This is a genomic window from Pseudoalteromonas sp. APC 3694 (assembly GCF_030407565.1).
Classification (GTDB): domain Bacteria; phylum Pseudomonadota; class Gammaproteobacteria; order Enterobacterales; family Alteromonadaceae; genus Pseudoalteromonas; species Pseudoalteromonas tetraodonis.
Window position 1 is genome coordinate 1 of record NZ_JASDDE010000013.1, and the last position, 13,027, is coordinate 13,027.

Annotated in this window: 14 protein-coding genes; 11 read left to right on the forward strand and 3 right to left on the reverse strand. The window is 38.5% G+C overall.

Annotation, left to right across the window (positions count from 1 at the left end):
• Positions 1 to 168: 168 nt before the first annotated feature.
• Positions 169 to 702 (forward strand): helix-turn-helix transcriptional regulator, encoded by a 534-nt coding sequence (locus tag QMA00_RS06680; protein WP_254843639.1) that lies wholly within the window; start codon positions 169 to 171, stop codon positions 700 to 702.
• Positions 702 to 887: a hypothetical protein gene (locus QMA00_RS06685; RefSeq protein WP_254843640.1), complete on the forward strand. Its 186-nt coding sequence runs from the start codon at positions 702 to 704 to the stop codon at positions 885 to 887. Before QMA00_RS06680 ends, QMA00_RS06685 begins: the two co-directional genes overlap by 1 nt.
• Positions 888 to 950: 63 nt before the next feature.
• Here the strand turns inward: QMA00_RS06685 and QMA00_RS06690 are convergent, their stop codons facing one another.
• Positions 951 to 2,894, reverse strand: a complete 1,944-nt coding sequence (locus QMA00_RS06690) for a S9 family peptidase (RefSeq protein WP_076921589.1) — start codon at positions 2,892 to 2,894, stop codon at positions 951 to 953.
• 162 nt (positions 2,895 to 3,056) lie between these two features.
• Here QMA00_RS06690 and QMA00_RS06695 point away from each other — a divergent pair, with 162 nt between their 5' ends.
• Positions 3,057 to 3,647, forward strand: coding sequence for an ATP-binding cassette domain-containing protein (locus tag QMA00_RS06695; protein ID WP_076921591.1), 591 nt, complete (start codon positions 3,057 to 3,059; stop codon positions 3,645 to 3,647).
• The gene (locus tag QMA00_RS06700) at positions 3,644 to 4,756 is read left to right on the forward strand and encodes a DUF6136 family protein (RefSeq protein WP_076921594.1); all 1,113 of its coding nucleotides are present in this window, start codon (positions 3,644 to 3,646) and stop codon (positions 4,754 to 4,756) included. The genes QMA00_RS06695 and QMA00_RS06700 overlap by 4 nt, the downstream gene beginning before the upstream one ends.
• Here QMA00_RS06700 and fadE read toward each other — a convergent pair whose 3' ends face one another.
• The gene (fadE, locus tag QMA00_RS06705; RefSeq protein ID WP_076921597.1) at positions 4,757 to 7,219 is read right to left on the reverse strand and encodes an acyl-CoA dehydrogenase FadE; all 2,463 of its coding nucleotides are present in this window, start codon (positions 7,217 to 7,219) and stop codon (positions 4,757 to 4,759) included.
• A 498-nt stretch (positions 7,220 to 7,717) separates the two neighbouring features.
• On the opposite strand from fadE, the gene QMA00_RS06710 reads away from it, so the two are divergent.
• From QMA00_RS06710 to QMA00_RS06740, 7 genes are all read left to right on the forward strand, one after another.
• Positions 7,718 to 8,950, forward strand: coding sequence for a site-specific integrase (locus QMA00_RS06710; protein ID WP_290156530.1), 1,233 nt, complete (start codon positions 7,718 to 7,720; stop codon positions 8,948 to 8,950).
• A 191-nt stretch (positions 8,951 to 9,141) separates the two neighbouring features.
• Positions 9,142 to 9,399, forward strand: a complete 258-nt coding sequence (locus tag QMA00_RS06715) for a type II toxin-antitoxin system HicA family toxin (protein WP_024602772.1) — start codon at positions 9,142 to 9,144, stop codon at positions 9,397 to 9,399.
• Positions 9,392 to 9,865, forward strand: a complete 474-nt coding sequence (locus QMA00_RS06720; protein WP_290156533.1) for a type II toxin-antitoxin system HicB family antitoxin — start codon at positions 9,392 to 9,394, stop codon at positions 9,863 to 9,865. Before QMA00_RS06715 ends, QMA00_RS06720 begins: the two co-directional genes overlap by 8 nt.
• Positions 9,866 to 9,868: 3 nt before the next feature.
• Entirely contained in the window at positions 9,869 to 10,291 is a 423-nt protein-coding gene (locus tag QMA00_RS06725; protein WP_290156534.1) for a hypothetical protein, read from the forward strand.
• A gap of 130 nt (positions 10,292 to 10,421) precedes the next feature.
• Positions 10,422 to 10,958, forward strand: a complete 537-nt coding sequence (locus tag QMA00_RS06730; protein ID WP_290156535.1) for a hypothetical protein — start codon at positions 10,422 to 10,424, stop codon at positions 10,956 to 10,958.
• An 88-nt stretch (positions 10,959 to 11,046) separates the two neighbouring features.
• A complete protein-coding gene (locus QMA00_RS06735) occupies positions 11,047 to 11,574 on the forward strand; it encodes a PH domain-containing protein (RefSeq protein WP_215522010.1) in 528 nt (175 codons plus the stop codon).
• Between the two features lie 251 nt (positions 11,575 to 11,825).
• Positions 11,826 to 12,326 carry a DUF4760 domain-containing protein gene (locus QMA00_RS06740; protein WP_024602767.1) on the forward strand — a complete coding sequence of 167 codons (501 nt, stop codon included), beginning with the start codon at positions 11,826 to 11,828 and terminating at the stop codon, positions 12,324 to 12,326.
• 48 nt (positions 12,327 to 12,374) lie between these two features.
• On the opposite strand, the gene QMA00_RS06745 is transcribed toward QMA00_RS06740, so the two are convergent.
• The gene (locus tag QMA00_RS06745; RefSeq protein WP_290156544.1) at positions 12,375 to 13,013 is read right to left on the reverse strand and encodes an XRE family transcriptional regulator; all 639 of its coding nucleotides are present in this window, start codon (positions 13,011 to 13,013) and stop codon (positions 12,375 to 12,377) included.
• Between the last annotated feature and the right edge of the window lie 14 nt (positions 13,014 to 13,027).

Below are 13,027 nucleotides of genomic sequence, written 5' to 3' on the forward strand. Positions count from 1 at the left end.
TCAGCTATCAGCTATCAGCTATCAGCTATCAGCTATCAGCTATCAGCTATCAGCTCGGCTCTTATATACTAACCTGCTAATATTCTTGTCTATTCTTCAATATTCAGCTTCTTATATCTGCATGAATTACCAAGGATCTAATCTCACTTTAAAAAAGGAAGCATTAAGATGAGTACATTAGGTCAGCAATTAAAGCAGCTGAGAAATAATAAAAAATTGAGCCAACCTGAACTTGCCCAGCAAGTGGGGATAGAGCAGAGTTATTTATCAAAACTTGAAAACGATAAATCAATTCCCTCGAATGAAATATTTAAAGCTTTATTGATAGAATTAGACCTTTCAATTGATGAGTTTATGAAGCCCCTTACCTACAGCCATGACAAAACAAGACTCATGCAAATACCCGATTTAGAGCTGTGGTTTAAAAGTAAAGCAGTAAAGAGCTCAGTCGCACAGCGTAAAATTATATACCTCGCTATGTTTCTGATTTCTTTTGGCTGTGCATTATTTTATGCAGGACATAAAAATTATCTGTTCAATGAACGCTTTTACGAATATAAATCACTGGGTGTGATCAAAAATGATGAACCTCTAAATATATATATACTCATTGGAGCAATTATATTATTGATTCAAACCGCGAGAAAAGAGAGGAAAAAACTCGTGAAATGCTGGCCAGAAGGGTACCCAGTTTTAAGTTAATGGATGAATACATCGGTGAATCATTTGTTGAAGAAGTCGAGGGAGGTAAACGACTTTATAACGTAGATGAACTCTCGCGAACAATACCACATGCAGGCAATAGTTGGTTTGAGTTTTTAGGTATTTTGGCTGCTGTATTTGGTTTGGCGTTTGCTTTACTGGAACCCAGATTAACCAAGCAATAAAAAAGTAATAAAAAGCCTGCGTACATGAAAACGCAGCAGGCTTTAATATAAATTGGCTTGCAATTATCCTTGTGGGCCAAATAACTCTTTTAAGTAAGTATCTAAAAAGTTGAGGTAGGCGTTTGAGGCGCTGATACGGTTTTCTTTTTTGCTAAAACCGTGTCCTTCATCATCAAATAATACATATTCTACTGGCACACCATTAGCTTTAACCGCAGCAACCAACTCATCGCTTTCAACTTGTAATACGCGTGGATCATTAGCACCTTGTATCACCATTAAAGGCTTAGTGATGTTATCGGCATGAAACAGCGGTGAAATAGCACGGTGACGTTCACCATCGGTGGCAGGATCGCCCATTTCATCGTAAAGCGCCTTTTTAAAGCTTTCCCACCATGGTGGAATTGAGTTCAGTGTGCGTACCCAGTTAGTCACACCAAAAATATTGATACCTACTTTGAACTCTTCCGGTTCAAAGGCAAGCGCGGCTGCGGTCATAAAGCCGCCGTAGCTACCACCCATGATGCCGATTTTATCTGCATCGACCCAATCTAGACTTTGTAAGTGTTTTTTACCGTAGACAATATCTTGTAGATCATCGGTGCCATGTTTTTTATCGTCTAAATGGAAAAATGTTTTACCATAGCCTGAGCTACCGCGGTTATTGACGGCAAAAATAGCATAGCCATGATTAACTAAATGTTGCTGCATTGCGCTATAACCAGTTCGGCTTTGCCCACCTGGGCCGCCATGCACCCAAATAAGTGCAGGTACTTTATTGGTGCTGCTGGCTTGTTTTGGTTTGTATAATACGCCCGGTATTTCTAAACCATCAAAACTTTTAAAGCGCACAATGGTGCTCTCTACTAAGTCGTTTTGATCTATATCTTCACTTAATGTGTTGGTAAGTTGCTTGGCTTCATTACTGCCAACTTGCCAAACAAATAAGTTGCTTGGTGAGGTATCTGAATTTAAATAAAACGCCATGGTTTTCTCATCGCTTGAGAAATTCACACCACGTAGATTTCCCGCAGGTAATTTAGGCATGGCAATTTCATCCGCTGTTTGCGTGTCTTTTACTGTGACCTTTGTGCTGGCATCAGCATTTACACCGCTTACTTGGTAACGCCCAGATTTAGAAAAATAAATAAAGCTAACGTCCCAATCATCTTTTAATGCTGGACTGTGCTTGCCTGTGGCGAGCTCATATTGCCACACCTCTGAAAACTCTCCTTTAGCGTCTGTTGAGTAGTATAAATATTTGCTGTCTACAGAGAAGGTCTCAGGCGTATATTGTGCTGGTGTATCGTGTTTTGAAATTAATTGCGGCTTGAGGGTTTTCTTATAGGTATCAAGGATAAACGTATCGCTGTCTTTATTGGTATTATTTTTAGACAATGCAATGTAGCGTCCATCGGGACTAATTGCGCCCACATCTAGTCCTTGTGTGTTTTGATAAACGGGCGTGACTTTATAGGTTTTGCTATCTACACGATACAAGTCCATAAACTTGGCATCGCGTTGATTACTGGTAATAAAAAACTGACTGCCACCTTTAGTAAAGCCTGCAAAACTCGCGCGGGTTTCTTCCCCTGGAGTTAAATCTTTGATTGAACCATCAACTTCACGCACATAAACATGGTAGCGCTCATTACCGCCTGAGTCCTTGGTAAATAGTACACGCTCATCATTTGGGAAATAGCGAATAGGGTAGGTGCTGTCTTCAAAATTGGTTAGGCGCGTTTTACTTGCTGTTTTTACATCGACTTCATAGAGGCTATAGATACCGCTTTCATCGCTACTAACTAGAACTTTATCGCCAGTCGGGGAAAAGCTACTGCCCATGATAGATGTTGTATCAAAAAAGGTTTTAGCGTTATAGGTTTTTACTTGTTGTGTTTGCTCAGTTGCCACAGGGGTAGAGGCTGAATTATTAGATTGACTGCAACCTGTTAATGCAATTGATACTGCACAGGTAATACAGGCAAATTTGAGGGCTTTTTTCATAGATACATTCCTTGGATTATAATTATAGACTTTTAGTGTTAACCGAACATTTTTTAAACGCAAGTAATTAGCCTATTCGAACTGCAATAAAGTGTTACAAACCATGTAGCCCACAAAAATAGAAAACCAGTTATAATTCACTTTCAAAATCAGGGAGTATTTATGATAGAAGTCATTGGGTTACATAAACAGTTTGCTGAAAACGTATTGTACAGTGGCTATAGCGTGCAATTTTGTGCACCTAAAATATGCATTGAAGCGCCAAATGGCCTAGGTAAAACAACGTTGTTGATGATGCTAGCTGAGCTTGAAACGCGCCAAAGTGGGCAGATTTTGTTTTCAGGCAAAGCATTAACCGAACCACATAAGCAAGTTGCTATAGCCTCAGACCGTATTGCTTTACCCGACTTTTTGACTGCAAAGCAAATAATTAACTTATCTGCGAATACGCTGGATTGTGATTGGCCAACGACAATAATAGATGGGTTTAATTTCAATGAATTTTTAAATACTCGTTTTGATGCGCTGTCGTCAGGTAATCAAAAGAAATGCCAGTTAATTTTAGCGCTTATGCGTGATGCACCTTATTTACTTCTAGACGAACCCAGCGCAGCACTTGATCAAGCCAGTATTCAGTATTTATTAGTACTGCTTGATGAATATCTAATAGATAAGCCAAATGGGCAAATAGTCATCACCTGCCATGAACCAGCGCCATTTATTGAGCGTGGCTTTGAGTGTATACCGTTATGATTGCAAATTTAAAACAATCAATCGGGCAATATCGCTCTTTTATGGATTATCGTTATCAGGCTTACAAAACTGAACTCACGCAATTATTGTTACAACTAAAAAGCTTTGGGTTGTTATTTTTAGTGGTGTTAGGCTCGTCAGTGTTGGGTTTGATATTGCTACTTTTTTTAGGCCTTGGAAAAATTATAGACAGCAGCGCAGCACCCCAATACGGTGCACAAATGGCTTTATTTTATTTGTTACTACAAAGTGTGATGCTCAGCGCAATGAAGTCAGCAATTAAAAATAGTAAGCAGCGGTTATTTCAGCAAACTATTGCACGATCAGTTTGGTTATATTTAGTCGATATTAAACTATTAACGCTCAGTAATGCATGGCTTATAGCCAGTGTATTAATTGCGCTAGATTTAACGCTATCACAATGGGTTAAAGTACCGCATTTTATTGTATTTATGTTGCTGCAGTTTAGCTTGGGCGTTTTGTGTTTATACAAAACCAGCGCACTGGTATATGGCTTTTTGTTTAGCGTGATATTAGTGCTGGTTCCTATTCATATGCAGCCGCTCACTTATCATATGGGCTTTACTTTATTGTTTGCGCTGAGCCTTTTTGTCCCCGTGGTTAATGTTAAAGGGCGTATTGCAGTAAGTTCATTATTGGGCTTTTGGTTTTGTTATTTATTAAACCATTGTTGGACACTTGTTTGGCGCGTGTCGTTACTTTTATGTGTATTCATGGCATCAGCTGCGCTAATAAACGAACGTGCTGATTTAGTACCTATACTTGTGATATTAGCCATGGCTTTTATTGTACTCTTTAGTAGTTCATTGCAATTTGATTGCGGTAGGGTGTATGAGCAGTATCGATTATTTTTTAAAACATGCGAGCAAGAACGCGCCTTTTATATTAGCCATTTTTTACCTAGCATATTGCTGTTTTTATTAGCCACAATAAGTTATAGCGTTATTTTTGGTTACACTCATATTGTATTATTTGTCATTGGAAATATGTGGTGTGTATTACAGGCTTACCTTGCACAAAAAAAACCAGCGCATTATGCGCTGGTTTGGCTAATTTCAACAGGGTTGCTGCTAGCTTTACTAAATTAGTTAAGCGGCATCTGCCTTTTTAGATTTAGCTTTGCTATTACGCGCTGCTTTGCCGGCAAGTAAATCTGCAGGGTCAAAGTCGTCAACGTTAATAACGTCTAAGCGAGCTTGTTCAACAGCTGCTAACTTATCAGCTTCAGCTTGGCTTAAAATGCCGGCTTCTAAGCCCATTTGCGCCACTTTATCAAGTTGGAAGAATGGCAATTTAACGCCTTTCTCTTTACATACGCGTTCAAATAAAGGCTCTACCTCTAGCACGTCTTTAAGCGTTTGCTCTTGACGACCTACAAGGTTAAGCGGCTCGTTTGTAAGGTATACATAACTTGCTAAACGATTACGCGTTTCGCTAGGCACTTGCAGTAATTGCGCTAGTTTATGCTCAAGTTTGTCGGTAGGTTTACGAACCGGGCGACCAAACGGGAATAACAATACTTTTAATACGCCACGAAGTGGTGCAGATGGCATATTGTTGATTAAATCAGCAAGCGCACGTTGACAGTGGTAAAGGTGATCCTGACAGCTCCACTGAACCAGTGCAAAATCTTCTTTTTTACGGCCTTCGTCGTTATAACGTTTAAGCGTTGCAGACACTAAGTAAAGGTAGCTTAATAAGTCACCTAAGCGTGCTGAAATACGTTCTTTACGTTTAAGTGAACCACCAAATACTGCCATACTAATATCAGACATAAGTGCAAGTGATGCACTAAAGCGTGAAGCTATACGATAAAACTCTGCCGTTTCGTCTTTGTACGGCACGCTAGTAAAGCGAGCGCCAGTAAGTGCAAGCCACTTAGTGCGCACTAGGTTAGACATGGTAAAGCCAATGTGGCCCATTAGCGCTTTATCAAATACGTTAAGCGCTTCTTCGCGGTCTTCAATTTCACACGCACCTAGCTCGGTAAGTACAAATGGATGACAACGAATAGCACCTTGACCATAAATAATCATATTACGGGTCAAGATGTTTGCACCTTCAACGGTAATGGCAATAGGTGCACCTTGATAGCCTCGACCCAAATAGTTATTTGGCCCAAGCATGATCCCTTTACCGCCTAGCACGTCCATTGCATGAATGGTTGAATCGCGCATTTGCTCGGTAAGGTGGTATTTAATAATGGCCGAAATAACAGATGGTTTTTCGCCTAAATCAACCGCGCCCGTAGACATACTTACTGCAGCGTCTGAGCTGTAAGCATAACCGGCAAGCTTCGCCATTGACTCTTCAACCCCTTCCATTTTACCAATTGGTAAGCGGAATTGACGACGAATACGGCTGTAAGCACCGGTTGCTACAGCAATCATTTTAATGCCTCCGGCTGAATTTGACGGCAATGTAATTGCACGACCAACCGATAAACACTCAACCAGCATACGCCAGCCTTGACCAGCCATTTCTGGGCCACCAATAATGTAATCAAGTGGTACAAAAATATCTTTACCGCGAGTAGGGCCATTTTGGAACGGCACATTAAGCGGGAAGTGACGACGACCAATTTCTACCCCAGGGGTATCTGTTGGGATAAGTGCACAGGTAATACCAGGCTCTTTAACGTCACTTAATAATCCATCTGGATCTTGTAATTTAAATGCTAGACCAAGCACCGTAGCTACAGGTGCAAGTGTAATGTAACGCTTGTTCCATGTAAGGCTTACACCGACTACTTCTTCGCCATTCCATTGCCCTTTACATACTACACCGTAGTCTGGAATTGAGCTTGCATCAGAACCTGCCTCTGGCGAAGTAAGAGCAAAACATGGAATTTCTTGACCGCTTGCTAAACGCGGTAAGTAATGATTTTTTTGATCTTCAGTACCATAGTGCTGTAATAACTCACCCGGGCCTAACGAGTTAGGTACACCAACAATTGACGAAAGCAATGTTGATTTACTGGTTAGTTTTTGCAGTACACACGATTGTGCAAATGCAGAGAATTCTAAGCCGCCGTATTCCTTTTTAATGATCATGGCAAAGAATTTGTTATCTTTTAGATATTGCCATACATCCTGAGGTAAATCAGTTAGCTCATGCGTAGCTTCCCAATCGTCCAGCATACTACATACAACTTCAACAGGGCCGTCGATAAATGCCTGCTCTTCAATAGTAAGTTTTGGAACTGGATACTGGTGAAGCTTTTTCCAATCTGGGTTACCACAAAATAAATCAGCTTCCCACCAAGTTGTACCGGCATCAATAGCTGACTTTTCGGTGTCAGACATGCTCGGTGTAACTTTTTTGAAGACCTTGAAAATAGGCTTGATAATATATTGCTGACGAATGCCAGTAACAGAAAGAGGCACTGCGATGATTAAAAAAATCACCCAGCTAATTAAACCAAAAGCACCAGCAAAGGTACCAATTAATAATGTTGCGGCAGAAACACCAAGTGCTGTGTTCCAACTCGCTCTGTGGTAAAGCGCAATGCTGAGCAGTGCGATTAAACCGAGTGTAAATATGAGTGTCATTGCTAATTCCTTAATAGAGGTCAGACCACCTCGTTTAGAGTAGCGCTAGTAACGCTAAGTTTCAAGTACATTACTTAGATTAAAGTGTAGTTATCGGTACGATTATTACAAAGCGTTGTATGTTATACGAACAGTTTGGCTGTAATCGTTTATTTTGGCTTATCATAAAAAAATATAAGCATTAAAAAAATCAATTAATCTAGTAGTAATATAAGTTTAATTAAGTAAATATACTTATGATGATCAGTGTACGCTTATTAAAAATAGAACGATATTCTATGTTTAGCTTTTTAAAGGTTTATTTATTTTATGTGTGAATTACTTGGCATGTCGGTTTTTTAGGTTTCATCCAGTATTAGCTTGACGCAACCCACTTCAAACCCTCGTTTTTAAAAGCTTAAGGCTTTTCATTTTGTCTCTTTCTGTTATTGTTATCGCATACTAATCTGTGACCAAAACTGTGACCCATGTGGTGGTCACAGTTTTAAATGGCAATATATGAACTTTACAGACAAATCAATTAAGGCGCTTAAGGCCAAAGAAAAACGCTACGTATTAACCGAGTCGGGCAATTATGGCGAAGGGCGCTTACAAATAAGAGTCAGTGAATCAGGCGCTAAAACGTTTCGGGTTCAGTATCACATAAATGGCAAGCGTAAAGTAATAGGCCTTGGTAATTACCCAACCGTCGATCTTAAAACAGCGCGCAGTAAACATGCCAAAATAGCCGTCTTATTAAGTGACAATATCGACCCGCAAGAACACCAATTAGAAACTCAAAAAGCCGAGTTCGAATCATCAGCAAAGCGTACCATGTTAAAAATGCTCGATGACTTTAATGTATTCATAAGCACACGCTGGGCAGAGTCAACAATAGACCGAACTGAAAAGCTCATTAAAAGAAACATTACCCCGTTTATAAAACCCGAATTAATGCCCGACGAGTTCACCATAGACATGGCCCGCGACATTATTTACCGTGTTTATAATCGTGGCGCAAAAGAACAAGCGCGACTAGTTCGCAGCATACTAATGAGCATATTAAAATTTGCTATAGATTTTGATAACTCACCAGAGCAATACAAAAAGCCAAACCTATACGACATAAAAACAAACTTCATCAGAGACATTAATTTTGAAACGCCAAAAAACAAAGGCGAACGCTGGCTAAACGAAGATGAGCTTAAAAAAGTGTGGAACGCCGACGACCTACCTTATTACACCCACCAATATATAAAGCTGGCATTGTTGTTAGGTGGCCAACGGGTAAACGAGGTTTACGGCTCGTACGTAAGTGACTTTGATTTAGAAAGCAAAACATTCACCATTCCAGCCAGCAGAATAAAAGTACAACAACGGGGCGATCACATAGTGCCACTATGCGAAACCGCAATACCCATTATTCAAGAGCTAATGCAGCAAAGCGGTAAAGCTGGGCAAATGTTCCCGCATCGCGACAACCCAACAGCAACCGCCCACGTATCAACATTAAGAATGGCAATATTACGTTGGTGTGAAAAAAACAAAGTGCCAAACTTTAACCCTCGCGATCTACGTAGAACGTGTAAAACACTTATGGGCAAAGCAGGCATAGATAAAATAAACCGCGACATTCTCCAGCAACACAACAAGTTTGATGTATCAAGTGTGCATTATGATAGATACGACTACATGAAAGAAAAACGCCAAAGCATTGAGGTGTGGGAGAAATTCTTATTGAAGTGTATATAAGGATTAGAACGTTTAAATTAGACAAAGTGGTTATTACGTAAGATACTATAATTTTCGATAATTATTCATTTGCGTACTGATCGTTGAAAAATATTTAGTAAATAATAACAACTAAAATTAGTGAATTTTAAACTGTACAAGCGACTGCAACTAAATTATAGTTGCAGTCCAAATTTTTAAGGCTATAGTCAATGGGGAAACAAGAAAAATTAAGAAATAGGCTTTTATCCAAGCCAAAAGATTTCACATGGAGTGAAATGAATTCCCTGCTTGGCAATTTAGGATTCGAATTACTTAAGGGGAGTGGCTCTAAAAGGAAGTTTGTTCATAATGAAACAAAAACAATAATAATTATACATGAGCCTCATCCAGGTAATATTTTAAAGAGGTATATAATTGAACAAGTCACTACTAAGTTAGTTGAAATGGAGTTAATAGATAATGAGTAAATGTCTAAAGTACAAAGGCTTTTTAGGTTCTGTTGAAGTTTGCCTAGAAGAAGGTGTGGTTTATGGCAAAATTGAATGCATAAATGATCTGATTACTTATGAAGCAACTAATCTTGCTGAGCTTCGTAAAGAGTTTGAGTCATCCGTAGATGATTATTTGGAGACTTGTGAATTATTAGGAAAGCAACCTGATAAAACAATGTCAGGAACTTTTAATGTGAGAGTAGGAAACGAGCTTCATAAAAAAGTTTTCTTAAAAGCTAGAGAAAATGGCAAGTCACTTAATGAATATATTTGCGAGCTTTTAGAGCGCGGGATTGGAGAAATTCAGCAAGTCCATGTTATTCACAAAAACCTGAAAAGTACTCCTATAACAAGAGATTTCGATATGGCCTTCGATATAGCTAATACGTGGGACATGAATACTAAATCAACTTTTATCAACCATACATTTGAAGAGCACTAAACAATGGACTTAAAGAACTTATTCTATAAAGGCCACAACTTAACATCTGTTGATTTTGATATGTTTTCTGATCATGAAGGAAAAGGGTATTACAATTACTCAAACGAGATTGATAACGATGTTATTGTTATAGAAGACGAATCGGATAAAGAGAATCTTAAAAGAGATATACAGATAGAAGTAAACTCAGTACTTGAAGGGTTTGAACAAGATACGGATGTGAAAATATTTAGTTTAAAGTTAAAATTTACTGCCGTATTTTGTCTCTATGGCGATGATATTTTAGAAGAAACAATCGGCCAAGATAATGAATGGTTTTTCTTAAATTTTGTTGCACAATCTTCGAAAAAGATAATTGAATCTATTTTAGAAGACACGCCTTTAAGAGGAATTCCCATCCCAGCTCACAGAAGTCTAGGCAGCTAATAAAGCCCGCATCATGCGGGCTTTTTTGTGCCTGTAATATAGTAAAACTAAATCGATTTTCCTGCAAAAAACCACTTTACGAACTAGCGTACAATTACAGTTTATTGGGATTGGCGGTTTTTAGAAGTTTATGATTATCTATGAAGTTAAAAACATTGAATTAACGCTTAATTTTACTATATTAAATAAATTAGGAACAAGTAAGGTAACTAGGATGGATACCAAAATATGGATTGTGGCAACAGGGTTAGCATTATTTTTATCAGGTTGCTCAGGCGTAGAAACACACAAATATACAGAAGTAACCGCATTTAATTTCATTCAAGGGATAGACAAGTCAGTTGTTGTATCATTTGGAGAAAACCCACAAAACCACTACTCATTTGCGATCAGAAAAAAAGATATTAAAACAGGGACTAAATTTTTTTCTGAATCAAAAAATAATACTAACTTTGCAGTGTTTGCTGAATTAAATGGGCAAACATTTATTCGCTCATCAAACCATGCAACCTACGCACAATTGACCGTTGTAGATGTAGATAAAAAAAACCAAGTAGCTACTTTTAAAATTAAAGCGCAATTGATGGACCTAAATAGTAAAGCCTTAAAAAAGATAGATGAAACTACGGTAAATATAACGGGTAACAAATTTACGATTCTGTTATAAAAAAGCTGTATAAATCCCCAGCTTGTTAAAAACTGAACGCTAACTTAATCTAGCAATTGCAACATTATGGAAAATATAAGGATAAGGCATGGCTAAAGAACCAAAGCACATAGTTAAATTTAAAGAGCTACACCTAAAACAAAATGAAAGAATTATTGCATGGAGCGAAGGCTATATTGGTAATGCAATGGGTAAAGGAAGTGACACCCAACACAATGGGGTTTTACTTGTAACACCAGAGCGAGTGGTTTTTTACCGAAAAGGAATAATGGGTGAAGTTATAGAATCAATACCATTAAAAAACATTAACTCCTTAGAGCGCCAATCAGCATTGATGAAACACACAATATTTATTTACAGCTCAGGTAATGAAATAGAGTTTAAAAGCTTTAATAAAGAAGATAATGAAAAATTAGTATCAGAAATTGAAAAAGCACAAGAAAATTCAGGCAGCTCACCAACAAAGCCTATACTCAGTGCAGAACCAGCAGAACCAGCAGAACCAAAAGAAGACGTATACGAACAACTTAAAAAACTCGGTGAACTAAAGGAGCTGGGGATATTAAACGAGCAAGAGTTTACAGAGAAGAAAGCAATACTGATGAGCAGGATATAAATTTTAAAGAGAACTATAAGCGCTTAATGGCGTCTTATAGAGTGTCATATCAGTGCATATAGTTCTTGCTGTCTTTATATGTTTCTTTTAGTATCAGCAGCAACATGCTACTATTACAACAGTGGGTGTGCTAAGTTTATTGCAACCCATGGACTAATCAGCAATTTAGGAGAGTGATTATGAACAATCAATATGTAACTCCAACCCGTACGTTTAAGGACGATTACGAACCTGTATAAGGGAAGGATCCTTTGTTAGAAAACATACCTAATGGGCAATTATCAGCCATAGCCACAGCAAGCTTTGGAACTATAGCGTCGATAATTGCCATATCAGCCATAATTTCAAACCGTCAACTTGCAAAAAAGAAGAACTCACTGGATACAATTTTAGTAATTAAAGGTGACGACAAGCTTAAAAATGCAATTGGCGCAATTTACAAAGTTCATAAAGACCCTACAAAATCCATAGAAACGTTTGCTTATGATGAACATGCAGCCGCTGAGGAAGCACAGCATATTCGTTATGTATTAAACTTTTATGAGTACTTATCTGTAGGTGTTGATGAAGGTGTATACGCTGAAAGAATACTAAAAAACAGCATGTATTCAACTATTGTGAATGTCCATGAAAGGTGCAAGCCTTTTATAAATATCATTCGTTCACAAGGGCAAAAAACAGCTTATTGTAACTTTGAAAAACTAGCGGTTAAGTGGGAAAATAACCCCATTAAAAAACCCAAAAGTAATTAAAAAAACAGCCCGCAAACGCGGGCTTTTTTGTGCCTGGTGTTTAGTTAATTAAAACGACTTGCCAGCAAACACCACTTTACCCACCAATGTGCAGTTGCCATTAATTGGTATTAATTGCTCAGGCCAGTTGGGGTTGGCGGCTTTCAGGAATTTGTGGCCATTTTCTATAATCAGCTGTTTAAAAGTGGCTTGGTTGTCGTCGTCTAGGCGGGCTACTACATACGAACCGTGGATGCATTCGGCTTCAGGGTCTACAAAAATTAAATCACCCTCATCAAACTTTGGCTCCATGCTAATGCCTTGGACTTTTAATACAAACGTAAGATCACTGCAATTAACTGGGCACATAAAGCGCTCTGCGTCATAGGCTTTAATTTCAGTTATTTCAGACCAGCTACCTGCTTGCACCCAGCTTATTAGTGGGGCGGTGGCTTTAATTGTTGGTCCTGGTGAAACATTATTGTTAGCACTTTTCTGATCAGATTGAGTTTCACCAATCCCAAACAGCAAATATTCTGGGGTACAGTTTAGAGCTTCCGCGAGTGCATCTATTTTACGGGGGCGTTTTGTTTCGCCAGATTCAATATTGTGAATAGAGTTTTGTGCTAAGCCCGCTATTAGACCTAATTGCGCTTGTGTCATCCCTAACTGAATACGTCTTTTTTCTACTCTTTTACCTAAATCCATTTGTAAATTCCTAA

What these genes read in the sequence shown, in the direction of transcription:
- fadE (WP_076921597.1), bottom strand. Translation starts at nt 7,219, where the DNA reads ATGACACTCATATTTACACTCGGTTTAATCGCACTGCTCAGCATTGCG.
- QMA00_RS06690 (WP_076921589.1), bottom strand. Translation starts at nt 2,894, where the DNA reads ATGAAAAAAGCCCTCAAATTTGCCTGTATTACCTGTGCAGTATCAATT.
- QMA00_RS06730 (WP_290156535.1), top strand. Translation starts at nt 10,422, where the DNA reads ATGATTATCTATGAAGTTAAAAACATTGAATTAACGCTTAATTTTACT.
- QMA00_RS06685 (WP_254843640.1), top strand. Translation starts at nt 702, where the DNA reads ATGGATGAATACATCGGTGAATCATTTGTTGAAGAAGTCGAGGGAGGT.
- QMA00_RS06720 (WP_290156533.1), top strand. Translation starts at nt 9,392, where the DNA reads ATGAGTAAATGTCTAAAGTACAAAGGCTTTTTAGGTTCTGTTGAAGTT.
- QMA00_RS06745 (WP_290156544.1), bottom strand. Translation starts at nt 13,013, where the DNA reads ATGGATTTAGGTAAAAGAGTAGAAAAAAGACGTATTCAGTTAGGGATG.
- QMA00_RS06715 (WP_024602772.1), top strand. Translation starts at nt 9,142, where the DNA reads ATGGGGAAACAAGAAAAATTAAGAAATAGGCTTTTATCCAAGCCAAAA.
- QMA00_RS06710 (WP_290156530.1), top strand. Translation starts at nt 7,718, where the DNA reads ATGAACTTTACAGACAAATCAATTAAGGCGCTTAAGGCCAAAGAAAAA.
- QMA00_RS06725 (WP_290156534.1), top strand. Translation starts at nt 9,869, where the DNA reads ATGGACTTAAAGAACTTATTCTATAAAGGCCACAACTTAACATCTGTT.
- QMA00_RS06735 (WP_215522010.1), top strand. Translation starts at nt 11,047, where the DNA reads ATGGCTAAAGAACCAAAGCACATAGTTAAATTTAAAGAGCTACACCTA.
- QMA00_RS06700 (WP_076921594.1), top strand. Translation starts at nt 3,644, where the DNA reads ATGATTGCAAATTTAAAACAATCAATCGGGCAATATCGCTCTTTTATG.
- QMA00_RS06680 (WP_254843639.1), top strand. Translation starts at nt 169, where the DNA reads ATGAGTACATTAGGTCAGCAATTAAAGCAGCTGAGAAATAATAAAAAA.
- QMA00_RS06695 (WP_076921591.1), top strand. Translation starts at nt 3,057, where the DNA reads ATGATAGAAGTCATTGGGTTACATAAACAGTTTGCTGAAAACGTATTG.